Annotated in this window: 7 protein-coding genes; 2 read left to right on the forward strand and 5 right to left on the reverse strand. The window is 72.4% G+C overall.

Annotated features, from left to right (window positions below; translation table 11 throughout):
- Positions 1-3 precede the first annotated feature (3 nt).
- Together ACZ56E_RS01635 and ACZ56E_RS01640 are read left to right on the forward strand one after the other, a co-directional pair.
- On the forward strand, positions 4-5,124 hold the full coding sequence (locus tag ACZ56E_RS01635; RefSeq protein WP_471209699.1) for a type I polyketide synthase: 5,121 nt from the start codon (positions 4-6) through the stop codon (positions 5,122-5,124).
- Positions 5,121-7,988, forward strand: a complete 2,868-nt coding sequence (locus tag ACZ56E_RS01640; RefSeq protein WP_471209701.1) for an AAA family ATPase — start codon at positions 5,121-5,123, stop codon at positions 7,986-7,988. Before ACZ56E_RS01635 ends, ACZ56E_RS01640 begins: the two co-directional genes overlap by 4 nt.
- Before the next feature lie 53 nt (positions 7,989-8,041).
- On the opposite strand, the gene ACZ56E_RS01645 is transcribed toward ACZ56E_RS01640, so the two are convergent.
- The 5 genes from ACZ56E_RS01645 to ACZ56E_RS01665 form a co-directional block, all read right to left on the reverse strand.
- The gene (locus ACZ56E_RS01645) at positions 8,042-9,526 is read right to left on the reverse strand and encodes an NAD(P)/FAD-dependent oxidoreductase (protein WP_471209702.1); all 1,485 of its coding nucleotides are present in this window, start codon (positions 9,524-9,526) and stop codon (positions 8,042-8,044) included.
- Positions 9,523-9,945 carry a nuclear transport factor 2 family protein gene (locus tag ACZ56E_RS01650; protein ID WP_471209704.1) on the reverse strand — a complete coding sequence of 141 codons (423 nt, stop codon included), beginning with the start codon at positions 9,943-9,945 and terminating at the stop codon, positions 9,523-9,525. The genes ACZ56E_RS01645 and ACZ56E_RS01650 overlap by 4 nt, the downstream gene beginning before the upstream one ends.
- Positions 9,946-10,011: 66 nt before the next feature.
- The gene (locus ACZ56E_RS01655; protein WP_471209705.1) at positions 10,012-10,446 is read right to left on the reverse strand and encodes a nuclear transport factor 2 family protein; all 435 of its coding nucleotides are present in this window, start codon (positions 10,444-10,446) and stop codon (positions 10,012-10,014) included.
- On the reverse strand, positions 10,443-21,575 hold the full coding sequence (locus ACZ56E_RS01660) for a type I polyketide synthase (RefSeq protein WP_471209707.1): 11,133 nt from the start codon (positions 21,573-21,575) through the stop codon (positions 10,443-10,445). Before ACZ56E_RS01660 ends, ACZ56E_RS01655 begins: the two co-directional genes overlap by 4 nt.
- Positions 21,576-21,696: 121 nt before the next feature.
- Positions 21,697-26,619, reverse strand: a complete 4,923-nt coding sequence (locus tag ACZ56E_RS01665) for a type I polyketide synthase (protein ID WP_471209709.1) — start codon at positions 26,617-26,619, stop codon at positions 21,697-21,699.
- Positions 26,620-26,810 lie beyond the last annotated feature (191 nt).

Here is a 26,810-nt window from a genome sequence, read left to right on the forward strand (position 1 = left end):
GACATGCCGGGTACGAACGACATGCCGGCTACGAACGACACGCCGGGTACCGAGGACAAGCTCCGCCACTACCTGAAGCGAGTGACCGCGGATCTCGGGCAGATCCGTCAGCGCCTGCGCGACATGGAGGAGAGGCAGCGGGAACCGATCGCCATCGTCGCGATGGCCTGCCGGTACCCGGGCGGGGTCGCCTCGCCCGAGCAGCTGTGGGACCTGGTCGCCTCGCGCGGCGACGCCATCGAGGAGTTCCCCACCGACCGCGGCTGGGACGTGGCCGGCCTCTACCACCCCGACCCGGACCACCCCGGCACGACCTACGTGCGCGAAGCCGGGTTCCTGCGGGACGCCGCCCGTTTCGACGCCGACTTCTTCGGCATCAACCCGCGCGAGGCACTCGCCGCCGACCCGCAGCAGCGGGTGCTCCTCGAAGTGTCGTGGGAACTGTTCGAACGGGCGGGCATCGACCCCGCCACGCTCAAGGACACCCTCACCGGCGTGTACGCGGGTGTGTCGAGCCAGGACCACATGTCCGGGAGCCGGGTGCCACCGGAGGTCGAGGGATACGCCACCACGGGAACCCTCTCCAGCGTCATCTCCGGCCGCATCGCCTACACCTTCGGCCTGGAGGGCCCGGCGGTGACGCTGGACACGGCGTGCTCGGCATCGCTGGTCGCGATCCACCTCGCCTGCCAGGCGCTGCGCCAGGGCGACTGCGGCCTGGCGGTGGCGGGAGGCGTGACCGTACTGTCCACGCCGACGGCGTTCGTGGAGTTCTCACGCCAGCGCGGACTCGCACCGGACGGCCGCTGCAAGCCGTTCGCCGAGGCCGCCGACGGCACCGGATTCTCCGAGGGCGTCGGCCTGATTCTCCTGGAACGCCTCTCCGACGCCCGCCGCGACGGACATCAAGTCCTCGGTGTCGTCCGCGGATCGGCCGTCAACCAGGACGGCGCGAGCAACGGCCTGACCGCCCCGAACGACGTCGCCCAGGAACGCGTGATCCGCCAGGCCCTGACCAACGCCCGCGTCACCCCGGACGCCGTCGACGCCGTGGAGGCACACGGGACCGGCACCACGCTCGGCGACCCGATCGAGGGCAACGCCCTCCTCGCGACCTACGGGAAGGACCGCCCCGCCGACCGGCCGCTGTGGCTCGGCTCGGTGAAGTCGAACATCGGTCACACGCAGGCCGCCGCAGGTGTCGCGGGCGTCATCAAGATGGTGATGGCGATGCGCCACGGCGAGCTGCCCGCCTCCCTGCACATCGACCGGCCCACACCCCACGTGGACTGGGAGGGCGGGGGAGTACGACTGCTCACCGACCCCGTGCCGTGGCCACGGACCGAACGCCCCCGCCGCGCGGGAGTCTCCTCCTTCGGCATCAGCGGCACCAACGCCCACCTGATCGTGGAACAGGCCCCTGCCCCGCCCGACACGGGCGCCGCATCCTCCGACGGCCTTGTGGTGCCGTGGGTGGTGTCGGCCCGTAGCCCGCAGGCTTTGCGTGATCAGGCGTTGCGTCTGCGTGACTTCGCCGGTGATGTGTCCCGCGCGCCGCTCACCGAGGTGGGCTGGTCGCTGCTGAAGACGCGTGCGCTGCATGAGCACCGTGCCGTTGTGGTGGGCGTGGAGCGGGCCGAGTTGATCGCCGGTCTGGAGGCTCTGGCGGAGGGTGAGCCACATGCGGCACTGATCGGTCCGTCCTGCTCACAGGGTCGGGCGGGTGGCGATGACGTGGTGTGGCTGTTCAGCGGGCAAGGCAGCCAGCTCGTGGGTATGGGTGCTGGTTTGTATGAGCGGTTCCCGGTGTTCGCGGCTGCGTTTGATGAGGTGTGCGGCCTGCTGGAAGGCGAGCTGGGGGTTGGCTCGGGTGGGCTGCGGGAGGTGGTGTTCCGTGGTCCGCGGGAGCGGTTGGATCACACGATGTGGGCGCAGGCGGGGTTGTTTGCGTTGCAGGTGGGGTTGGCCCGGTTGTGGGCGTCGGTCGGGGTGCGGCCGGATGTGGTGCTCGGGCATTCGATCGGTGAGATCGCGGCAGCCCATGTGGCGGGGGTCTTTGACCTGGCGGATGCGTGCCGGGTGGTGGGTGCGCGGGCCCGTTTGATGGGTGGACTGCCTGAGGGCGGGGCGATGTGTGCCGTGCAGGCCACACCCGCCGAGCTGGCCGCCGATGTGGATGGTTCGGCCGTGAGCGTGGCGGCGGCCAACACACCCGACTCCACTGTCATTTCGGGTCCGTCGGATGAGGTGGACCGGATCGCGGGACTGTGGCGGGAGCGGGGTCGTAAGACGAAGGCCCTGAGCGTGAGTCATGCCTTCCATTCGGCGTTGATGGAGCCGATGCTCGCGGAGTTCACCGAAGCGATACGAGAGGTCAAGTTCGCGCAGCCTTCGATCCCGCTCATGAGCAACGTCTCCGGGGAACGGGCCGGAGAGGAGATCACGTCCCCGGAGTACTGGGCACGTCACGTACGCCAGACAGTTCTCTTCCAGCCCGCTCTCGCCCAAGTGGCGACCAGGGCAGGCGTGTTCGTCGAGCTCGGCCCCAGCCCCGTACTGACCACCGCCGCCCAGCACACCCTGGACCACATCACCGAGCCGGAAGGCCCCGAGCCGGTCGTCACCGCGTCCCTCCACCCCGACCGGCCGGACGATGTGGCCTTCTCGCACGCCATGGCCGACCTACACGTAGCCGGGATCAGCGTGGACTGGTCGGCGTACTTCCTCGCCGACCCTGCCGACCCCACCCCCCGCACCGTCGACCTGCCCACCTACGCCTTCCAGGGGCGGCGCTTCTGGCTGGCGGACATCGTGGCGCCCGAGGCCGTCTCCTCGGCGGACGGTGAGGAGGCCGGGTTCTGGGCCGCCGTCGAAGGCGCGGACTTCCAGGCGCTCTGCGACACCCTGCACCTCAAGGACGACGAGCACCGGACGGCTCTGGAGACGGTGTTCCCGGCGCTGGCCGCGTGGCGGCGCGAACGGCGTGAGCGGTCGATCGTCGATGCCTGGCGGTACCGGGTCGACTGGCGACGCATCGACCTGCCGACACCGGCACCGGCACCGATGCCGGCACCGGATTCGGGCGCCGGCCCCGGGGCCTGGCTGATCGTGGCTCCCGCGCGCGGCGCTGGTACTTGGCCGCAGGTCTGCGCCCGGGCGCTGGAGCAGGCGGGTGCACCCGTACGTATCGTCGAGGTCGGCCCGCACGCCGACCGGGCGGACATGGCGGACCTGGTCCAGGCATGGCGGACACGGTGCTCGGACGACACGACCCCACTCGGGGGAGTGCTCTCCCTGCTCGCCCTCGCGGAGGGACCGGACACCGGCCCCGACGGGGTTCTCCTCGCGTCCCACGGACTCACCGGCACCTTGACGCTGCTGCACGGCCTGCTGGACGTCGGTGGGGACGTGGGCGTCGAAGCGCCTCTCTGGTGTGCCACGCGCGGCGCCGTGTCGTGCGGCGACGCCGATCCGCTCGTCTCTCCGTCACAGGCCCCGGTCTGGGGACTCGGACGCGTGGCCGCCCTGGAACACCCGGAGCTGTGGGGCGGCCTGATCGACCTGCCCGCCGACCCGGAGTCGCTCGACACGAGCGCGCTGTACGCGATTCTGAGCGGAGACGCCGGCGAGGGCGGTGGCGAGAGCGGCGGCGAGGATCAGGTCGCGCTGCGCCGGGGCGCGGTCCTCGGCCGCCGCCTGGTGCCCGACACGACCCCGGACCTGTCCCCGGGCGCGCCCCCGGACGCCACCCCCGACGTGCCCGGAACCGCAGCCCCCACCGACGCGACCTCCGGACCGTGGCAGCCGCATGGTGCCGTCCTCGTCACCGGAGGCGTCGGTCACCTGGCCGATCAGGTCGTACGGTGGCTCGCCGCGTCCGGCGCCGAACACGTCGTACTCCTGGACACGGGCCCCACCGACACCCGCAGTCCCGACCGGGACGACGACCTCGCGGCAGAAGCCGCCGAACACGGCACCGGGCTGACAGTCCTGCGCACACTGGGTGAGCTGACGGACGTACCCGTACGGCCCATACAGACCGTCATCCACACCTCGCTGCCCGGCGAGCTCGCGCCGCTGGCCGAGGTCACCCCCGACGCGCTCGGCGCGGCCGTGTCCGCCGCCGCGCGGCTGAGCGAGCTCACCGGCACCGGGGCGGTGGAGACCGTCCTGTTCTTCTCCTCCGTGGCGGCTTCGCTCGGCAGCAGGGAGCACGGCGCCTACGCCGCCGCCAACGCCTACCTCGACGCGCTGGCGCAACAGGCCAGTGCCGATGCCGCGAGCCCCCGCACGGTTTCCGTGGGGTGGGGCATCTGGGATCTGCCCGACGACGGGGATGTGGCGCGCGGCGCCGCCGGGCTGTCCCGGCGGCAGGGACTGCCGCCGCTGGAACCGCAGTTGGCCCTCGGGGCCCTGCGCGCGGCGCTCGACGGCGGCAAGGGGCACACGCTGGTCGCCGACATCGAGTGGGAACGGTTCGCACCGCTGTTCACGCTGGCCCGGCCCACCCGACTGCTCGACGGGATCCCCGCCGCCCAGCGGGTCCTCGACGCCTCATCGGAGAGCGCCGAGGCATCGGAGAACGCCTCGGCACTCCGTCGAGAACTGACGGCGCTGCCCGTGCGGGAGCGCACCGGGGCACTTCTCGACCTGGTCCGCAAACAGGTGGCCGCCGTCCTGCGCTACGAGCCGGGCCGGGACGTGGCGCCGGAGAAGGCCTTCAAGGACCTGGGCTTCGACTCCCTCGTGGTGGTGGAGCTGCGCAACCGGCTGCGCGCCGCCACCGGGCTCCGGCTGCCCGCCACCCTGGTCTACGACTACCCCACGCCCCGCGCCCTCGCGGAACACCTGCTGGACAGGGTGCTGCCCGACGGCGGCGCGGCAGAGCTTCCCGTGGCCGCCCACCTGGACGACCTGGAGGCGGCCCTCACCGACCTGCCGGCCGACGACCCCCGCCGCAAGGGCCTGGTCCGGCGCCTGCAGACGCTGCTGTGGAAACAGCCCGACGCGATGGGGCCGACCGGTCCCGCCGACGAGGAGGAGCAGGGCGCGCCCGAGGACCTGTCGACTGCGAGCGCCGACGACATGTTCGCCCTGATCGACCGGGAGTGGGGCACGCGGTGAGCGTGGTGGAGCGGGGTGCGGGGTCGGCGGACTCGGTGAAACAGGGTGACGGACTCGCGGGCTTGGTCGAGCGTGCCGAGGTGCTGGCCGCTCTCCGGGACGCCTTCGCCGGCTCCCCGGGCACCGGCGGCAGCCTCGTGGTGCTCAGCGGCGCGGTGGGCACCGGCAAGACCGCGCTGCTACGGGCGTGGGCCGACCGCATCGGTGCCGACGCCGACGCCCTGGTCCTGACAGCCACCGCATGCCGCGCCGAGCGCGACCTGCCGCTGGGTGTCCTGGAACAGCTGGTACGCAGCCCCGGCCTGCCCCCGGCGAGTGCCGAGCGTGCGCTGGCGTGGTGGGACGAGGAGGCATCGGCCACTCCCAGAAAGACGCACGCGAACGGGACCGACGCCGACGGCACCGACACGAACGGGACGGACCCGGGAGAGGCGAACGCAGGAGAGCCCGCCGCAGGCGGCGAGCCCATCCTCGCCGCCTCCGCCCTCCGCGGCCTCTGCGAGGTCCTGCGGGACCTGCTCGCCGAGCGGCCCCTCGTGGTCGCCGTCGACGACGCGCACCACGCCGACGCGGCGTCGCTGCAGTGCCTGCTCTCCCTCGTGCGCCGGCTGCGGTCGGCACGGCTCCATGTGCTGTTCACCGAGTACGCCCATCAGAAGGCGGCGAACGCCCTGCTGAGCAGCGAGTTCCTGCACGAGCCCGCCCTGCGGCGGATCCACCTGGAACCACTGTCGAAGGGAGGCGTGGAGACCGTGCTCGCCCGGCACCTCGACGAGCGGACGGCACAAGACCTCACCCCCGTCGTCCACAGCATGAGCGCGGGCCACCCGCTCCTCGTACGGGCACTGGCCGAGGACCACCGTGCGGCGGGCGGCGCAAGGGAGGCGTACGGCCGTGCCGTTCTCAGCTTTCTGTATCGGCACGAGACACCGGTCACGCAAGTCGCCCGCGCCATAGCCGTGTTGGGCGCGCACACCGGGCCCGACCTGGTCGGGCGGCTGCTCGACGTCGATGCGGCGTCCGTCGCGCGGGCCGTGCGGCAGCTGACCGTCGCGGACGTGCTCCACGAGGGCCGCCTGTGCCACCCGGCGTTCGCGGCCGCGGTCCTGGACGGCATGCCGCCCGAGGAACGCCGCGCCCTGCACGGACGGGTCGCCGACCTCCTGCACGAGGAGGGGGCACCGGCCACCGAAGTGGCCGCCCACCTCGTCGCCGCCGACCGCTCCGACGCCCCGTGGGCCGTACCCGTCTTCCAGGAGGCGGCCCAACTCGCCCTGGACGACGACGAGGTGGAGACCGGCGTCGGCTATCTGCGCGCTGCCCATCGGCGGTGCCGGGACGCAGGGCAGCGCGCCGCGGTCGTCGGCGCGCTCGCCGACGCGGAGTGGCGGCTCGACCCGGCAAAGGTCCTGCGCCACCTGCCCGACCCCGCCGCCGTGCCCTCGCACGCGGACCCCACCCTTACCCCGGCCGCCCCGCCTCTCCCCACCCACCTCCTCTGGCACGGGCGGGTCGAGGAAGGACTGGACGCCATCAGCATGCTCACCGGGTCGGCGGGGTCAAGACCGGCGGGTGCGCCGACGATGAACCCCGCGGACTTGGACACCCCATGGCTGTGGGGCGCCTATCTCTACCCCGGGCACGTCAAGGAGCGCCTGGGCTCCGGCGCCCTGTCCCCGCAGCGCTCGACCCCGCCGGCGGTCACGCCGGAGCTGCAGGGCGCGGGCACGCTGATGAACGATCTGCTGCACGGCGGCGAACGCGACGCCACCGAGGCCGCCGAGCGCGCCCTGAACCGCTACCGGCTCGGCCCCCGCACCATCGCGGTCCAGACGGCCGCCCTGGCCGCCCTCACCTACCGCGACCGGCCGCACCGCGCGGCCGCCTGGTGCGACGGCCTCGTCGCCCAGGCCGACGAGCGCAACAGCCCCACCTGGCGTGCCCTGTTCACCGCGTGGCGTGCCCTGATCCACCTGCGGCAGGGCGACCCGGCCGCGGCGGAACAGCGCGCCGAAACCGCACTCGCCCTGCTCGGGCCGAAGGGCTGGGGCGCAGCGATCGGCCTCCCGCTGGCAGCCGCCGTACAGGCCAAGGCAGCCCTCGGGGATGTCGACGGGGCGGCGGCGCTCCTGGAACGGCCGGTGCCGCAGGCGGTGTTCCAGACCCGCACCGGACTGCACTACCTGGCGGCCCGAGGCCGCTACCACCTCGCCACCGGCTGCCACTACGCGGCCCTGTGCGACTTCTACGCCTGCGGAACCCGGATGAGCAGCTGGGGCCTGGACCTGCCCGCGCTGGAGCCGTGGCGCCTCGGCGCCGCCGAAGCGTATCTGGCCCTCGGTGAAGCGCTCCTGGCGCGCCAACTCGTCGACGGGCAGCTGTCATTGCCCACGCCCGCCGACGGCCGCACCTGGGGCATGACGCTGCGCCTGCGGGCGGCCACGTCTCCCGCGCCGGCCCGGGCCGAACTCCTCGACGAGGCCGTGGCGGTGCTCCGGGGGAGCGGGGACGCCTTCGAGCTGGCGCGGGCCGTGGCCGACCAGGCTGTGGCCGTACGCGAAGGGGGCGAGGCGGAACGCGCCCGGCTGCTGGCCCGCAAAGCGGAGCTGCTGGCCCGGCGCTGGGGCAGTGCCCCCGCGCCCGCCACCGTCCCCGGGCCACCCGAGCGGCGCGGCCCGGCCACCCCGGACGCCGAACTGACCGGCGCGGAGCGGCGGGTGGCCGAGCTGGCCGCCGAGGGATTCACCAACCGGGAGATCTCCCGGAAGCTGTGCGTCACGGTCAGCACCGTGGAACAGCACCTGACCCGGATCTACCGGAAGCTCGACGTCAAACGCCTTGACCTGCAAGCGGCCCTCGGCTGACCGCGGGGCGCGCGCCCCGCGGTCAGTCTCGGTTGGGTCAGGACCTTACCGGGTCAGGACCGCACAGCAGCCCTCGGCGTGGTCGTCGCCGTGTCCAGACCCACCACGGCCCGCTCCTCAGGAAGGAACGGGGGAGCGGTGAGCTCCGGGAGGCGTTCGTCGGCGCGCATCGCCATCAGGAAACGGTTGGAACCCAGCTCGGCCTGCGGTGCGTTGAGGCTCATCACGTCCGTGACGATCTCGGACGCCTTCGGGGAACGGATCGACGCCGCGGTGATGGCCTCGGCGAACCGCAGACGCTGCTCGGTGTCCACACCGATGAGCCGCGGATCCGTTGCCGACACGCGGCAGTTGACGTAGTCGATGTCCTTGGTCGCGGCGAGGATCCACGGGTCGTCCACGGCCGCGCCGATCGCTTTCTGCAGGACGCGGGCGCCGGGTCGGGCGGACCCCGTCCCCTCCGCCAGGCTCCGCTCGAACTCGCGGTCGATCGTGGTGGCGCAGCGCGCTGCCGAACTCATGCCGTGGCCGTAGATCGGGTTGAACGCGGTCAGTGAGTCACCGATGACGAGCAGGCCGTCGGGCCACTGGTCGAGCCGCTCCGGATAGAGGCGGCGGTTGGCACCGGAGCGGGAGCCGAAGACGGGGGTGAGGGGTTCGGCGTCCCGGAGCAGGTCGGCGAGGATCGGATGGTTCAGGTTCTCAGCGAAGGGGAGGAACTCGTCCTCGTGCGTCGGGAGTTGCGCGCCGCGCGTGCAGGAGAGCGTCGCGAGCCAGCGGCCGCCCTCGATGGGGTAGACCACACCGAAGCGGCCGGGTTCGCGGACCCGGTCGTCGGCGGCGATGTTCACGGCGGGGAAGTGCGTCGTCGCGCCCGGCGGGGCCTTGAAGAGCCGGGTGGCGTAGGCGACGCCCGCGTCCACGACGTCTTCCTCCAGTGCCGGTACGCCGAGAGCGGCGAGCCACTGCTTGAGGCGGGAGCCGCGCCCGGTGGCGTCGATCACCAGGTCGGCGTCCAGCTGCTCCTGCCGACCGCTGTCGAGGTCGCGGACGACGACACCGGTGACCCGGCCGCCACTACCACCGTCGCCGCCTCCGTCGCTGCCGGTCAGCTCGACGGCCTCGGTGCGCTGCCGGACGGTTATGTTGGCTGCCACCAGGGCCTGTTGACGTACCGTCAAGTCCAGCAGCGGGCGGCTGGCGACCAGCGCGAACTGAGTGGCGGGGAAGCGGTGCTGCCAGCCCTGCCCGGTCAGGGTCACCAGGTCCTCGGGGAAGCCGAGGCGCCGGGCGCCGGCCGTGAGGAGGCGGTCGGTGGTGCCGGGCAGCATCTCCTCGATGAGGCGGGCGCCGTTGGACCACAGGAGGTGCGCGTGGCGGCCCTGCGGGACCCCCTTGCGATGCTGGGGCTTCTCGGGCAGCGCGTCACGTTCCACGACGGTGACGGCGTCGACGTGCCGGGCCAGGACGTGGGCCGCCAGGGTGCCTGCCATGCTGGCACCCAGGACGACGGCGTGTGCGGGTCGGGTGGTGGTCACGCGCTAATCCCTTCGGGGTGGGTGGTGTCGGCGGGCCCGACGGGATCGTCCATGGTCACGTCCGTGACGCCCCAGAACGCCTGGACCCGGCGGCCGAGCCCGTTCTCGTCGAGTTCGACGATGCCGACGATGCGGAAGGTCATCGGCCGCGGCCGCTGCACGGTGACCGTGGTCGGCGTCACCACGAAACGGTCGTCCATCGACGTCATCGGCGGGTCCGGCACCTCGTGCGTACCGCAGGAGACGGCCAGTTCGAGATGGCGGCGGAGATCGTCCTTGCCCACCATCGGGGGCCGCCCCACGGGGTCCTCGAAGACGATGTCGTCCGTGAACAGGTCGAGGACGCCTTCGATGTCACCGGCGTTGATGCGCTGGGCGTAGTCGACGGCCATCTGCTTGCGCGCGGCCTCGTCGGGCATGGCACCTCCAGGAAGGGTGGGCAGACCTTTGAAATGTCATCTGGGATGTCATCGCGGGCCGCAGGTTCAGCCGAGGACCGTGAGATCGGATGTGCCCCAGTACGACTTCAGATGCCGGATGAGGCCGGACGTGTCCATGCGGATCACGAGCATCGCCGTGCGGGCGATGCGGGCCGCCCCCGGGTCCTCGGGGGCCTTGAGCCAGCCCCGCTCCGCGTACAGCGGGCCCACGGGCCGGTAGTCCATGACGGAGGCGATCTGGATCAGCGCGTGCGTGGCGTCCTGCCCCGCGACGGGCTCGGCCGCCTCCTCGCGCAGGTGCGCGGCGAGAAGCGGTCCGTAGTGGGCGCGCAGCGCGTCGTGCCCGATGACGGGCGGGAGGCCGACCGGGTCCTCGAGGACCGCGTCGGGCGCGTACAGCTCGATGATCGCGTCCAGGTCCCCGGCGTTGACCCGCCGGCTGTGCTCCAGGGCCCGCTTCTTGCGGGCGAACTCGTTCATCGCTGCCCCTCCACTGCCTGTCCGTTGCCTTGTCCGTTCGTGCTGTCCCTGCCGAGGTCCCGGTCGATGAACGCGAAGATCTCGTCCGTCGACGCGTCCTCGATACGTGTACGGGTGGCCACCGCGACCTCGCCGGCCGTGTCGTCGGGCGCGTCGAGCCTGGCCAGCGTGGCGCGCAGCCGCCCCGCGAGTTCGGCGCGTGCCGAGCCGTCCTTCGAGGAGACCGAGAGGAGCGAGTCCTCGATGCGCTCGAACTCCGCCAGGACGTCAGCGAGGGGATCCGCCGCGCGCGGCGCCAGCTCCTGCCGCAGCTGCGCGGCGAGCTCCGCCGGGTTCGGGTGGTCGAAGACGAACGTGGCGGGCAGCTTCAGACCCGTCGCCGCCGAGAGCCGGTTGCGCAGCTCCACCGCGGTCAGCGAGTCGAAGCCGAGTTCCCGCAGCCCTTGCGTCGCGTTGACGGGCGTCGCCGCGTCGTAGCCGAGGACGGCCGCGATGTGGGTGCACACCAGGTCGAGCAGCGCCTCCTCCCGCTCGGGGTCGGACATCGCGCCGAGCGACTTGAGCAGCGCGGCCGCCCCCGCCGACACGGCACTGGCGCCGCTCTTGCTCCCACCACCGCGTACCAGGTCGCTCAGCAGTGCCGGGGCGGGGTGGCTCTGGGCCTGTCGGCGCATCCGGGCGAGGTCCAGACGGACCGGCGCGTACAGGGGCAGACCGCCTGCCCATGCCGCGTCGAGGAGGGCGAGGCCCTCGTCGACGCCGAGCCCGACCACACCGGCGCGGGCGTGGCGTGCCCGGTCGGCGTCGGTGAGCCGTCCCGACATGCCGCTCGCCAGCTCCCAGTAGCCCCACGCAAGGGAGGTCGCCGCCGCGCCGCCGTCGTGCCGGTGCCGGGCCAGCGCGTCGAGGAAGGCGTTGGCGGCCGTGTAGCTGCCCTGGCCGGGGCCGCCGAGCAGCCCGGCGACCGAGGAGTACAGGACGAACGCGGACAGGTCCGCGTCCCGCGTCAGCTCGTGGAGGTGCCATGCGGCGTCCGCCTTCACGCGCATCACCTCCTCGACCTGCTCGGCCGTGAGGTTCTGCACCACCGCGTCGTTCACGGTGCCCGCGCAGTGGAAGACGGCGGTCAGCGGATGCTCCGCGGACACCGTCTCCAGGAGGGCGACGGCTTCGTCCCGGTCGCCCGGGTCGCAGGCGGCGAAGGTGACCCGCGCGCCGAGCGCGGACAGGTCGGCGGCCAGTTCGAGGGCGCCCGGCGCGTCGGCTCCCCGCCTGCTGGACAGCAACAGGTGCCTTGCTCCGTACCGCTCCACGAGGTGCCGGGCCGTCAGCGCACCGAGTGCTCCGGTGCCGCCGGTGATCAGCACGGTGCCCTCGGGGTCGAAGGCGGGAGGCAGGGAGAACACGGTCGTACCGGCCGTGGGCGGTGCCGCGAGCGCGGCGGGCGCTTGCCGGATGTCCCACACGGTGATGTCGAGCGGCGTCAGAGCACGGACGCCGCCTCGCTCCGCGGACTCTTCCCTGGATCCCGCCGACTCCGTCAGCTTCGCAAGCTCCGCGAGGATTTCCCGTACGCGCCAGGGCTCCGGCGGCACGACGGCCTGCCCCTCGTCCGGCCCGCCCACACGGTGGACCACCAGGGCCGCGCCCTCGCGGCGGAGGGTGACATCGGCCGCGCGCTCGGCGTCAGAACCGTCCACGGCCTCCACCCGCCACCGCCCCGCAAGGCGCAGCACGGCACGGCCGACGGAACCGGTCTCCGCCCCGACGAGCAGAGTCTCGCCACCACGCGGCGCCACGACATCCGCCAGCACGTGATACGCGGACACATAGGCGCCCAAGGACCCGGCAGCCTGCGCCCAACTCCAGCCCATCGGCACCTTCATGAGCAGCGCGGCATCGGCAACGGCCACCGGCCCCACTGAGTCGAACAACCCCATCACCCGGTCGCCCACGGCCACCGAACCGACCTCGCCGCCGACCTCCGTCACCACACCGGCACCCTCGGCGTGATCCCCGGTGAGCGACCCTGGCGCCGCGGCCCGCACCGCGACCCGCACCTCGTGCGGCTCCAGCGCCCGCCCGGCCTCGGGAGCGTCGACAAGGGACAACTGCTGCCCCTCGCCCGCGCCTTGGGCCCGCTCCAGTCGCCACGTGAGCGATCCGACCGGCGGCACCAGACGCACCGAAGCGTCATCGCGCACGAGCCGCGGTACGAAGGCGCGCCCGTCACGCACCGCCAACTCGGTTTCACCGGAGGCCAGTACGCCGCGCAGAGCGGCCGACGAAGACTCCAGCCCGTCCACGTCGAGCAGCGTCAGACGACCGGGATTCTCGGCCTGCGCGCTGCGCACCAGACCCCACAGCGACGCGGCCGCCAGATCGTCGGCGATCTCACCCGGCCGCGCGGCGACCGCGCCCCGGGTGACGACGACGAGACGGGTCGCCGCGAACGCCGGGTCGTCCGCCCACTCCTTGAGCAGCGCCAGAAGGGACACAGCGGCCAGTCGCGCGCACCCGGCCGCATCACCGCCCCTACCACCGTCATCCGCGGCGCACACGGCGAGCACGACATCGGGCGCTTCGCCCCCGGCCACCACCCCGTCCCGCAGCGCACCGAACGTGTCCCACACGGGGCCGGCGGACAGCGCACCGGACACGGCGTCGGCCAGCGCACCGTCCGACGTACCGCCGCTCAGCGGATCATCCCCAACAGGCCCGACGACCGCGACGCGCGGGACGCCCCCGCCCGCCTCCTCGGCCGGCCCGGCGACCTCCGTCCACACGAGGCGGAAGAGCGCGTCACGGTCCGCCGCACGGGCGCCCGCGATCTGGTGGGCGGCCACCGGCCGTACCGTGAGCGACTCCAGCGTCAGAACCGGCTCCCCGCCTCCGTCCCCGTCCACGGCCGTGAGGGCCAGCTGGTCGGGAGCGGTGCGCGCGATACGTACCCGAAGCTTCTCCGCACCCGGCGCATGCACCCGCAACCCGCTCCAGGAGAACGGCAGCAGCACCTGGTCGGTGTCGGCGGACGACGTGACCGCGTCCAGGATCAGCGCGTGCAGCGTGGCGTCGAGCAGCACCGGGTGCACCTGGTAGCGGTCGGCCCTGCCGCTCTCCGCCTCGGGCAGCGCCACCTCGGCGAAAAGGTCGTCCCCGAGCCGCCACGCGCTCACCAGACCCTGCGAGCCGGGCCCGAAGTCATAGCCGTACGAAGCGAGTTCGTCGTACGGGTCCTGCCCGCCGACCGGTGTGGCGCCCGGCGGCGGCCACGCCCCGCCGAACGAGGTGTCCCCGGCGTCGGGCCCCGACGGGGCGACCACCCCCGCGGCATGCCGTGTCCACACGGCCTCGTCGCCTTCACCCGTGGGCCGCGAATGGACGGTCACGGGACGCCGCCCGTCCTCGGCCACGGAACCGACCGCCACCTGTACGTCGACCGCGCCCGCACCCTCGTCCCCGAAGGCGAGCGGAGTGTGCAGCGTCAGCTCCGCCAACTCCGCGCAGTCGGCCCGCACCCCGGCCTGCAACGCGAGCTCCACGAACGCCGAACCGGGCAGCAGCACCGTGTCCATGACCCGGTGCTCGGCCAGCCACGCCTGGTCCCGCGGAGAGATCCGGCCGGTCAGCAGGTGACTACTGCCGTCCGCGAGCTCCACGGCGGCCCCGAGCAGCGGATGCCCCGCGGAGGCGAGCCCGAGCCCCGCCGGGTCCCCGGCGAGCCCCCTGCGTCCCTCCAGCCAGAACCGCTCCCGCTGGAAGGCGTACGTCGGCAGATCCACCACCCGAGGCAGCGGGACGGCCGGGAACCAGCCCGTCCAGTCGACATCCGCCCCCGCACCGAACGCCTGGGCGGCGGCACGGGTCAGCTGCGCGGCATCGCCGTGGTCACGGCGCAGGGTGGGGACGACGGTGGCGGGCATGTCGGCCCGTTCGATGGTCTCTTCCATGCCGAGGTTGAGTACGGGGTGGGGGCTGGCTTCGATGAACAGGCGGTAGCCGTCGGCCAGCAGTGCGTCGATGGTGTCGGCGAAGCGGACGGGTTGGCGGAGGTTGGTGACCCAGTAGTCGGTGTCGAGGGTGGTGGTGTCGTCGAGGCGTTGGGCCGTGACGGTCGAGTAGAAGGCGATATCTGTGGCGACTGGCTGGATATCGGCGAGCCGGTCGGTGAGGAGATCACGGAGTTCGTCGATCTGGGGGCCGTGGGAGGCGTACCCGACGTCGATGACCCGGGCGCGCAGACCCTGCCCCTCCACCTCCGCGACCACAGCGGCCACATGTTCCGGCGGCCCCGAAATGACCGTCGATGACGGCCCGTTGACCGCTGCCACGCACACGCCAGGCCGATCCCCGATGAGCTCCACAGCCTGCTCCGAGCTGGTGCCCAACGACGCCATGTCGCCCTGCCCCATCAGCTGACGAAGCGCGTCACTGCGTACGGCCACGATCCGCGCCGCATCCTCCAGTGACAGTGCCCCCGCCACACACGCGGCGGCCATCTCACCCTGCGAGTGCCCGATCACAGCAGCCGGAATGATGCCGTAATCCGCCCACACCGCAGCCAGCGAGACCATGACCGCCCACAGCACGGGCTGCACGACCTCGACCCGGGACAGCTCACTCCCGTCCCCGCGCAGCACATCACTCAGTGACCAGTCCACGTACGCCGAAAGCGCCTGCTCACACTCCGCGATCCGCGCCGCGAACACCGGCGACTCATGCAGCAGTTGGGCGCCCATCCCCACCCACTGCGACCCCTGCCCCGGGAACACCAATACCGGCCCCGCGCCCGAGGCGCCCTGTACGGCGCCCTCGACGACGTCGGGGGACGGCTCGCCCGCCGCCAAGGACCGTAGACCGGCAATCAGGTCGTCCCGGTCCCGGCCCACGACCACGGCTCGGTTCTCGAACACCGACCGGCTCTTGACCAAGGACCAGCCCACGTCCAGCGGCGACGCGAGCCGCGGGTCGGCGGTGGCGCGGTCGGCCAGGAGGCGGGCCTGGGCCCGCAGCGCTTCCTCGCCGCGCGCCGACACCACCCAGGGCACCACTCCGGCCGGCGCCGCGGCGTCCTCCGCCGGAGCGTTCACGGGCTCCGGCGCGTCCGGGGCCTGTTCGAGGATGAGGTGCGCGTTGGTGCCGGAGATGCCGAAGGCGGACACTCCGGCGCGGCGCGGGCGTTCGCCGCGCGGCCAGGCGACCGGTTCGGACAGCAGGCGGACGCCACTGCCGTCCCAGTCCACGTGCGGCGTGGGCGCATCGATGTGCAGCGAGGCGGGCAGCTGTTCGTTGCGCAGCGCCATGACCATCTTGATCACACCGGCGACACCGGCCGACGCCTGCGCGTGCCCGATGTTCGACTTGATCGAGCCGAGCCACAGCGGCCGGTCCGCGGGCCGCTCCTTGCCGTACGTGGCGACGAGCGCACTGGCCTCGATGGGGTCGCCCAGCATGGTGCCGGTGCCGTGCGCCTCCACCGCGTCGACGTCCTCGGCGGAGAGCCGCGCGTTGGCGAGGGCCTGTCGGATCACCCGCTGCTGCGCCTGCCCGTTGGGTGCGGTGAGTCCGTTGCTCGTGCCGTCCTGGTTGATGGCGGAGCCCCGGATCACCGCCAGGACCTTGTGGCCGTTGCGCCGGGCCTCCGAGAGCCGTTCGAGTACGACCAGGCCGACTCCCTCGGCCCAGCCGGTGCCGTCGGCGGCGGCCGCGAACGGCTTGCACCGGCCGTCCTTGGCGAGCCCGCGCTGCAGCGAGAACTCGACGAACGAGCCCGGCGTGGCCATCACCGTCGCGCCGCCCGCGAGAGCGAGCGAGCACTCGCCCTGCCGCAGCGCGTGCGCCGCCTGGTGGATCGCCACCAGGGACGACGAGCAGCCGGTGTCGATCGTCATCGCGGGGCCTTCGAGGCCGAGGATGTACGACACCCGGCCGGAGGCGACACAGCCGAGGTTGCCGGTACCGATGTAGCCCTCGACCTCGGTGGGCCGTTCACCGACGAGCGCGAGGTAGTCGAAGATGGTGAGGCCCGTGAACACTCCGGCGTCGCTGCCCTTGAGGGTCTCCCGGTCGAGGCCCGCGCGTTCGATCGCCTCCCAGGCGGTCTCCAGGAGCAGCCGCTGCTGCGGGTCCATCGCGATGGCCTCGCGCGGGCTGATGCCGAAGAAGCCCGCGTCGAAGTCGCCCGCGTCGTAAAGGAATCCGCCCTCGCGCACATAGCTGGTGCCGCGGCTCTCCGGGTCCGGGTCGTACAGCGTCTCCAGGTCCCAGCCCCGGTCGTCCGGGAAGTCCCCCATGGCGTCCTTGCCGGCCGCGACTAGATCCCACAGCTCCTCGGCGGAGCGGACGTCGCCCGGATAGCGGCAGGCCATGCCGACGATCGCGATCGGCTCGTCGTCGACGGCGCCGCCGGAGGCCCCGGCCGCCCGTACCGGGTCGGCGGAGGCCGCCGCGTCACCGGACAGCTCGGCCCGCAGGACGTCGGTGAGTGCGTCGGGGGTGGGGTGGTCGAAGACGACCGTGGTCGGCAGGGTCAGGCCGGTGCTCTTGTTCAGCCTGTTGCGCAGCTCCACCGCGGTCAGCGAGTCGAAGCCCAGCTCCTGGAACGGCTTGGTGGCGGGCACCGCGTCGACGTCCGAGTGCCCCAGTGTGGCCGCCGCCTGGGCGCGCACGTGCTGGAGCAGCAACTGCCGCTGCTGCGCCGGTTTCGCCTCCGTCAGCTCCTGCTGCAGCGACGACACCTCCGTGGCGTCCACCTGTGCCGCGGGCGCGCCGGCCCGCCGGTTCTCGGGCAGGTCGGCGAGGAGCGGGCTGGGCCGCTGGGCGGTGAACGTCGACGTGAACTGCGCCCAGTCGAAGTTCGCCACGGTCAGCGTCGTCTCACCCGCGTCCAAGGCCTGTTGCAGCGCCTTGACGCACAGCTCCGGGCTGAGCGGATGCAGACCGAAGCGGCTGAAGAACGTCAACGCGGCCTGGTCCGCCGCCATCCCTGCCTCGGCCCAGGGGCCCCAGGCGATGGAGGTGGCGGGCAGGCCCTGGGAGCGGCGGTGCTCGGCGAGGGCGTCGAGGAAGTGGTTGGCCGCGCCATAGGCACCCTGCTGGCCGCTGCCCCACACACCGGCACCCGACGAGAACATCACGAACGCCGAGAGCGGCAACTCCCGCGTCAGTTCGTGCAAATGGTGGGCGGCGAGCGCCTTTGGGCGTAGCACCTCGTCCAGCTCGGCGCCCGACACATCGCCGAGACCGATGTAGTTCGGCACGCCTGCCGCGTGGATGACGGCGGTCAGCGGGTGCGCGTCAGGGACATCGTCGATGAGGCGTCGTACCTGCTCGCGGTCGCCGACATCGCAGGCGGTGACGGTGACGGCGGCCCCCAACTCCGTTAGCTCCTCTGCGAGTTCCGTTGCTCCGGGAGCGTCGGGGCCGCGGCGGCTGGTCAGGAGCAGGTGCGGGGCGCCCGCGCGGGCGAGCCACCGCGCGAGGACGGCACCGATGCCACCGGTGCCGCCGGTGATGAGAGTGGTGCCGTCGGGCCGCCAACTCAGGCCACTACTGACCACATTGGCGGGCGCGTGCGCAAGGCGACGGACATGGGCGCCGGACGGCCGGATGGAGATCTGGTCCTCTTCCTGCGGAACCAGCGCGGCGGCCAGCCGGGTCAGCGTCTGGTGGTCGATACGGGCGGGCAGGTCGACGAGCCCGCCCCACAACCGCGGATACTCCAGCGCCGCGACACGCCCCAGCCCCCACACCTGAGCCTGCACCGGATGGGTGAGGGCGTCGGTGGCGCTCGTGGAGACAGCCCCCTGCGTGAGAGTGCGTACGGCGATGTCGGCGCCGTTGTCCCCGAGGGCCTGGACGAGAGCGGTCGTCGCGGCGAGCCCGGCGGGCACGGCCGGGAACCCGGGATGCGGCTCCTCGTCCAGAGCCAGCAGATTGACGATCCCGGCGTACGCGACCCCGTCCATCAGGGCCCGCAGCTCCTGCGCCAACTCCGTGCGCTCCACAGCGCGCGCGTCGACCACGTGGCGCCGCACCTCGCCACCGTGGGCGGTCAGCGTCTGCGCGGTCGCGAGGACTGCCGGGTGGTCGGCGTGCGCGGCAGGCACGAGCAGCAGCCAGGCCCCGCTGAGCTCCGGCGCCGACGCGTCGGGCAGGTGCTTCCAAGTGACGTGGTAGCGCCAGGAGTCGACGGTGGACTGCTCGCGGTGCCGACGCCGCCAGGCCGAGAGGACGGGCAGCGCGGACTCCAGCGCTCCGACACTCTCCGCCTGCCCCTCGATCTCCAGACTGCCGGCGAGGGCGTCGATGTCCAGCTCCTCGATGGCCTGCCACACCCGGGCCTCGACCGGATCGTGCCCACCGCCCACGGCTGCCACCGCCGCGGGCGGCTCCACCCAGTAGTGCTTGTGCTGGAAGGCGTAGGTGGGCAGGTCGACGGTACGGAGGGTGGGGTCGGCCGGGAACCAGCGCCGCCAGTCGACGTCGGCGCCGGCGGTGAAGGCCTGGGCGGCGGCGAGGGTGAGCTGAGTGGTGTCGCCGTGGTCGCGGCGCAGGGTGGGAATGGTGACGGCTGTTCCCGCGGCCCCGGTCTGCTGCTCGATGGTTTCCTGGATACCGAGGTTGAGGACGGGGTGGGGGCTGGCTTCGATGAAGAGGCGGTAGCCGTCGGCGAGCAGCGCTTCGATGGTGTCGGCGAAGCGGACGGGCTGGCGGAGGTTGGTGACCCAGTAGTCGGTGTCCAGGGCCGTGGTGTCGGCCAGGCGCTCGGCGGTGACGGTCGAGTAGAACGACACGTCTGTGGCGACGGGCTGGATGTCGGCGAGCCGGTCGGTGAGGAGGTCGTGGAGTTGGTCGATCTGGGGGCCGTGGGAGGCGTATCCGACGTCGATGACGCGGGCCCTGAGCCCCTGTGCCTCCGCGTCGGCGACGACCGCCGCGACATGCTCTGGCGGCCCCGAAATAACTGTGGAAGAAGGCCCGTTGACGGCCGCGACGACTACTCCCGGCCGGCCGCCGATGAGCTCGACTGCCTGCTCGGCACCGGCGCTGAGCGACGCCATGTCGCCGTGCCCTTGCAGCTGACGAAGTGCGTCACTGCGTACGGCCACGATCCGCGCCGCATCCTCCAGTGACAGCGCCCCCGCCACACACGCGGCGGCCATCTCACCTTGCGAGTGCCCGATCACAGCAGCCGGAGTGACCCCGTAATCCGCCCACACCGCAGCCAGCGAGACCATCACCGCCCACAACACGGGCTGCACGACCTCGACCCGGGACAGTTCACTCCCGTCCCCGCGCAGGACATCACTCAGCGACCAGTCCACATGCGCCGACAGCGCCTGCTCACATTCCGCGATCCGCTCCGCGAACACGGGGGACTCGTCCAGCAGTTGGGCGCCCATCCCCACCCACTGCGACCCCTGCCCCGGAAACACCAACACCGGCCCAGGCCCCACATCACCAGCAACCCCGGCCACCACATCCGCAGAAGCCGCACCCGCGGCCAATGCCTCCAGACCGGCGCCGGCCTGAGCCAAGTCGTGCCCCACGACCACGGCACGTTGCCCGAACAACGCGCGTGTCGTGGCCAGCGACCAGCCCACCTCGGCCGCCGACACCTCCGCGTTCCCGCCCACGAACTCGGCGAGCCGCCGCGCCTGCTCACGCAACGCATCAGGCGTCCGCCCGGACACCACCCACGGCACCACCCCGCCCGGCCCCGCGACCACAGGGTCGGGCACGTCCTCCTCCGGCGGTGCCTCCTCCAGGATCAGATGCGCATTCGTCCCTGAGATCCCGAACGCCGAGATGCCCGCCCGCCGCGTGCGCTCCGCCGGCCAGTCCACGGGCTCGGAGAGCAGCCGTACGCTGCCCTGTTCCCACTGGACGTGCGGTGATGGGGCGTCGATGTGCAGGGAGGTGGGGAGCAGACCGTTGCGCATCGCCATGACCATCTTGATGACGCCCGCGACACCGGCGGCGGCCTGCGTGTGACCAATGTTCGACTTCACCGAGCCGAGCCAGAGCGGGCGGTCCTCCGGGCGCCCCTGCCCGTACGTGGCGAGCAGGGCCTGCGCCTCGATCGGGTCGCCGAGCGTGGTGCCGGTGCCATGCGCCTCCACGGCGTCGATGTCCTCGGCGGAGAGGCGGGCGTTGGCGAGGGCGGCACGGATGACGCGTTCCTGGGAGGGGCCGTTGGGGGCGGCGAGCCCGTTGCTCGTACCGTCCTGGTTGGTGGCCGAACCCCGTATCACCGCAAGGACCTTGTGGCCGCGGCGGCGCGCTTCGGAGAGCAGCTCCAGCGCCACCACTCCGGCGCCCTCGCCCCAGCCGGTGCCGTCGGCGGCGGCCGCGAACGGCTTGCACCGCCCGTCGGGCGCGAGCCCCCGCTGCCGGGAGAACTCGGTGAACGAACCCGGCGTCGCCATCACCGTCGAACCGCCTGCCAACGCCAGCGAGCACTCGCCCTGCCGCAGCGCCTGACTCGCCAGGTGGATCGCCACCAGGGACGACGAGCACGCCGTGTCGACGGTGACGGCGGGGCCCTCGAGCCCCAGCGTGTATGAGATCCGGCCCGACACCACACTGCCGAGGTTGCCGGTGCCGATGTATCCCTCGACGTCACTGGCCGTCTGGCTGATCAGCGTCAGGTAGTCGTGCGCGCTCACTCCGGTGAAGACGCCGGTGTCACTGCCCTTGAGCGCCTGCGGGTTCATGCCCGCGTGCTCGACCGCCTCCCACGCGGTCTCCAGGAGAAGCCGCTGCTGCGGGTCCATCGCCACGGCCTCACGCGGGCTGATGCCGAAGAACTCGGCGTCGAACTGCCCGGCGTCGTACAGGAAGGCGCCGTCCCGCACATAGCTGGTGCCCGGGTGCTCCGGATCCGGGTGGTACAGCGACTCCAGGTCCCAGCCCCGGTCGTCGGGGAACCCCGCGACCGCGTCACCCCCGTCGCGCACGAGCTCCCAGAGGTCCTCCGCCGACCGGGCGCCGCCCGGAAAGCGGCAAGCCATGCCGACGATGGCGACCGGCTCGGTCGATTCCTTGTCGTGGAGCCGTTGCCGGGCCTCGCGCAGCTCCGCGGTGACCCACTTGAGGTGATCGAGAAGCTTCTCCTCGTTCGACATCTGACCCAGGCTCCTTGGCGCTACGTGGTGATCGGGACGTATGAGGTTGGGGAGGGCAAGGGGGCCGGTGCGGCCGGGGCTCGCTGCTCAGGACTGATCACTGCTCAGGACCCATCGCGGCTCAGGATTTCCCGAACTCGCTGGAGATGAGATCGAAGATGTCGTCCGCGCTCGCCGCCTCCAGATCGGCATGGGCCGACTCGGCGCCTTCCGGCCCGTCCTGCGCCGGACTCCACTTCGAGACGAGGACCTGGAGCCGGCCCACGATGCGGCGCCGGGCCGCCTCGTCCACATCGGCCGCGCCGAACGCCGTGTCCCACTTGTCGAGCGCCGCGAGCACGTCGCCCTCACCGGCGGCCTCGGCGCCGTCGCCGAGCTGTCCGCGCAAGTGAGTGGCCAGGGCCTCGGACGTGGGATGGTCGAAGATCACGGTGGCGGGGAGCGACAGCCCGGTGGTGGTGTTGAGCTGGTTGCGCAACTGGACCGCGGTGAGCGAGTCGAAGCCCAGCTCCTGGAACGGCTTCGCCGCGGGAATGTCCTCCACCGTGCGGCCGAGCGTCGCAGCCGCGTACGTCCGGACCTGCTGGACCAGGAAGCCGAGCCGCTGCGACGCGGGCGTCTTCGCCAGCTCCTCGCGGAACGCGCTCGTCTCGGCGGCGGACCCCGCCTGCTCCGCCTCCCGCTGGTTCTCCGGAAGGTCGTCGAGGAACGGACTGGGCCGCTGCGCGGTGAACGTCGGCGTGAACTTCGCCCAGTCGAAGTTCGCCACGGTCAGCGTGGCGTCGCCCGCGTCGACCGCCTGGTGCAGCGCCTTGACGCACAGCTCCGGAGCGATCGGGTGCAGACCGAAGCGCTTGAAGTACGACAGTGACTCCGGGTCGGCGGACATGCCCGCCTCGGCCCAGGGCCCCCAGGCGATGGAGGTGGCGGGCAGGCCCTGGGAGCGGCGGTACTCGGCGAGGGCGTCGAGGAAGTGGTTCGCCGCGCCATAGGCACCCTGCTGGCCACTGCCCCACACCCCGGCGCCGGACGAGAACATCACGAACGCCGAGAGGTCCAGGTCCCGTGTCGACTCGTGCAGGTTCCAGGCCGCGTCGGACTTCGATCCCAGCACCTCGTCGAGGCGCGCGGTCGTCAGATCACCGATCGCGGTCAGATCGGTCATGCCCGCCGCGTGAATGACGGCGGTGAGGGGATGCTCGGTCGGTATGTCGTCGATGAGGCCGCTCAGTTGCCCGGGATCACTGACGTCGCAGGCGGTGATGGTGACGGCGGTGCCGAGCCGGTCGAGCTCGGCGGCGAGTTCCCGGGCGCCGGGCGCGTCGGGGCCGCGGCGGCTGGTGAGGTGAAGGTGGGGGGCGCCTTGCCGGGCGAGCCAACGGGCGAGGACGGCACCGATGCCGCCGGTCCCGCCGGTGATCAGGGTGGTGCCCCGGGGCCGCCAGGTGCCCTCGGCATCCACAGGACTTCGCGTACTGCCGACGGCGTGGGTGAGGCGCCGGTTGTGGATTCCGGTGGGGCGGATGGCGGTCTGGTCCTCGTCCTGGGGGAGGAGAGCGGCGGCGAGGCGGGGGATGGTGTGGCGGTCGATACGGGCGGGCAGGTCGACGAGGCCCGCCCAGAGGCGCGGGTGTTCGAGGGCGGCGACGCGGCCGAGCCCCCAGACGTGGGACTGGAGGGGGTGGACGAGTGGGTCGGTGGCACCCGTGGACACGGCGCCCTGCGTCACGGTGTGCAGGGGCGCCGTCGTGCCGTTGTCGCCGAGGGCCTGGACGAGAGCAGTCGTCGCGGCGAGCCCTGCGGGCACGGCCGGATGCTCGGGGTGCGGCTCCTCGTCCAACGCCAGCAGGTTGACGATTCCGGCAAGACCGGCCGTGTCCACCGCGGCCAGCTCCGCACGTCCCGCCCGGCCGGTCTCGACCGGATGCAGCCGGACAGCGGCCGCCCCGTGCTCGCTCAACGCCTCGGCGGTGGCTCGTACGGCGGGGTGCTCCGCCTTGTCGGCAGGGACGAACAACAGCCAGTCGCCGCCGAGTTCCGGCGCAGGCCCGTCGGGCCGCTGCTTCCACGTGACGCGGTACCGCCAGGAGTCGATGGTCGCCTGCTCCCGCTGCCGACGCCGCCACCCCTTGAGCACCGGCAGCGCGGGCTCCAGCGCCCGGACCGCCTCCTCGCTGCCCTCCTCCGACGCGAGCGTCTCGGCAAGCAGTCCGAGATCGAGCTCTTCGACGGCGTGCCACAGCTGGGTCTCGGCCGCACTCTGCTCACCGCTGACGGCGGCACCCGGGGCGGATACGGGACGGTCGAGCCAGTAGCGCTGGTGCTGGAAGGCGTAGGTGGGGAGGTCGATGGTGCGGGCGACGGGGTCGGCCGGGAACCAGCGGCGCCAGTCGATGTCGGCGCCGGCGGTGAAGGCGTGGGCGGCGGCACGGGTGAGCTGGGTGGTGTCGCCGTGATCGCGGCGGAGGGTGGGGACGACGGTGGCGGGGATGTCCGCCTGCTCGATGGTCTCTTCCAGGCCGAGGTTGAGGACGGGGTGAGGGCTGGCCTCGATGAAGAGGCGGTAGCCGTCGGCGAGCAGCGCTTCGATGGTGTCGGCGAAACGGACGGGCTGACGGAGGTTGGTGACCCAGTAATCAGTGTCCAGGGCCGTGGTGTCCGTCAGGCGCTCGGCGGTGACGGTCGAGTAGAAGGCCACGTCGGTGGCGACGGGCCGAATGCCGGCCAACCGGTCGCTGAGCAGATCGTGCAGCTGGTCGATCTGGGGACCATGGGAGGCGTACCCGACATCGATGACCCGGGCGCGCAAACCACGCCCCTCCGCCTCCGCGACCACAGCAGCCACATGCTCCGGCGGGCCCGAAATCACCGTGGACGACGGCCCGTTGACGGCCGCCACGCACACGCCGGGCCGATCCCCGATGAGCTCAGCAGCCTGCTCCGAGCTCGTCCCCAGAGACGCCATGTCCCCGTGCCCTTGCAGCTGACGAAGCGCGTCACTGCGTACGGCCACGATCCGCGCCGCATCCTCCAAAGACAGTGCCCCCGCGACGCACGCGGCAGCCATCTCACCCTGGGAGTGTCCGATCACAGCAGCCGGGGTGATGCCGTAGTCGGCCCAGACGGCAGCGAGCGACACCATGACCGCCCACAGCACGGGCTGCACGACCTCGACCCGGGACAGTTCACTCCCGTCCCCGCGCAGCACATCACTCAGTGACCAGTCCACGTACGCCGACAGCGCCCGCTCACACTCCGCGATCCGCTCCGCGAACACCGGGGACTCATCCAGTAGTTGGGCCCCCATCCCCACCCACTGCGACCCCTGCCCCGGAAACACCAACACGGGCCCAGGACCCACATCACCGGCAACCCCGGCCACCACATCCGCCGAAGCTGCACCCGCAGCCAACGCTCCCAGACCCGCCGCCAGCGCATCCCGGTCATGCCCCACGACCACAGCCCGGTGCTCGAACACCGACCGAGTCGTGGTCAACGACCATCCCACGTCAGCCGCCGACACATCCGCATCCCCGCCTACGAACACGCCCAAGCGACGCGCCTGTTCACGCAACGCATCCGGCGTCCGCCCGGACACCACCCACGGCACCACCCCACCCGACTCCGCAACCGCAGCACCCGGCGCGTCCTCCTCCGGCGGGGCCTCCTCCAGAATCAGGTGCGCGTTCGTCCCCGAGAAGCCGAACGAGGACACCCCCGCCCGGCGCGGGCGCTCCCCCCGGGGCCACTTCACCGGGTCGGTGAGCAGGCGCAGCCCGCTGCCGTCCCACTCCACGTGGGGCGACGGCGCGTCGACGTGCAGAATGGCGGGCAGCAGGCAGTTCCGCAGGGCCAGGACCATCTTGATGACACCGGCCACGCCCGCGGCGATCTGCGTGTGACCGATGTTGGACTTCACCGCTCCCACCCACAGCGGCCGGTCCTCCGGCCGTTCCTGGCCGTAGGCGGAGATGAGAGCGCCGGCCTCGATGGGGTCGCCGAGCGTCGTGCCGGTGCCGTGCGCCTCCACGACGTCGACGTCCTCGGGAGTGAGGCGGGCGTTGGCGAGGGCGGCGCGGATGACGCGTTCCTGGGCGGGGCCGTTGGGGGCGGTCAGGCCATTGCTCGCGCCGTCCTGGTTGATCGCCGAACCCCGGATCACCGCGAGGACCTTGTGGCCGTTCCTGCGGGCGTCGGAGAGACGCTCCAGGAGCAGCACCCCCGTGCCCTCCGCCATGCCCATGCCGTCGCTGCCCGCCGAGAACGGTTTGCACCGTCCGTCGGGTGCCAGGCCGCGCAGTTCGCTGAAGCCGATCAGCGGGGCGGGCGACGACATCACGTACGTACCGCCCGCCAGCGCCAGCGAGCACTCCTGGGTGCGCAGGGCCTGGGTGGCGAGGTGGAGGGAGACCAGCGACGAGGAGCACGCCGTGTCGACCGTCACCGCGGGGCCTTCGAGGCCCAGGGTGTAGGCGACGCGGCCGGAGGTGACGCTGCCGGAGTTGCCGATGGTGAAGTAGCCGGCGGTGCCCTCGGGGACCTCGGAAGCGCCGAGGGCGTAGTCGAGTCCGTCGCAGCCGATGAAGGTGCTGGTGTCGCTGGAGCGGAGGCTGAGCGGGTCGATGCCGGCGCGTTCGATCGCCTCCCACGCCGTCTCCAGGGCGAGCCGCTGCTGCGGCGCCATGGCCGCGGCCTCGGTGGGTCCGATGCCGAAGAAGGTGGGGTCGAAGTCACCGGCGTCGTAGACGAAGCCGCCTTCGCGGACGTAACTGGTGCCGGTGCTCTCGGGGTCCGGGTCGTAGAGGGAGTCGAGGTCCCAGTTGCGGTTGCCGGGCAGGGGCGCGACGGCGTCGCCGCCGGTGGAGATCAGCTCCCAGAACTCTTCGGGAGACCGGACTCCGCCGGGCAGCCGGCAGGCCATGCCGATGACCGCGACCGGTTCGTGGCCCGCCGACTCGACGTCCTGCAGCCGGCGTTCCGTCTGACGCAGGTCCGCGGTGACACGCTTGAGGTACTCAAGAAGTTTCTCTTCGGTGTGCGCCATCCCGGTGACAACCGCCCCTCTCCGCGAGAACAGCTCGCAGACTCGTCGACGGCGCTAAAGCCCTCCTAATACTCGGCTGTGCACGGCTCGCGGCCATGGGCGTCCTCACTGGTCGCGGGCCCGGGCACAGGGAACGGGGGGCTTCTCTTAGGGGCGCTTAAGCGGTGCCTGCCAGGGTGTGCCGGTGTCAG

This window comes from Streptomyces sp. NPDC039480 (assembly GCF_055597165.1).

Excerpts from the sequence above, each read along its gene's own strand:
- ACZ56E_RS01660 (WP_471209707.1), bottom strand. The coding sequence starts at position 21,575 with ATGTCGAACGAGGAGAAGCTTCTCGATCACCTCAAGTGGGTCACCGCG.
- ACZ56E_RS01650 (WP_471209704.1), bottom strand. The coding sequence starts at position 9,945 with ATGCCCGACGAGGCCGCGCGCAAGCAGATGGCCGTCGACTACGCCCAG.
- ACZ56E_RS01655 (WP_471209705.1), bottom strand. The coding sequence starts at position 10,446 with ATGAACGAGTTCGCCCGCAAGAAGCGGGCCCTGGAGCACAGCCGGCGG.
- ACZ56E_RS01665 (WP_471209709.1), bottom strand. The coding sequence starts at position 26,619 with ATGGCGCACACCGAAGAGAAACTTCTTGAGTACCTCAAGCGTGTCACC.
- ACZ56E_RS01635 (WP_471209699.1), top strand. The coding sequence starts at position 4 with ATGCCGGGTACGAACGACATGCCGGCTACGAACGACACGCCGGGTACC.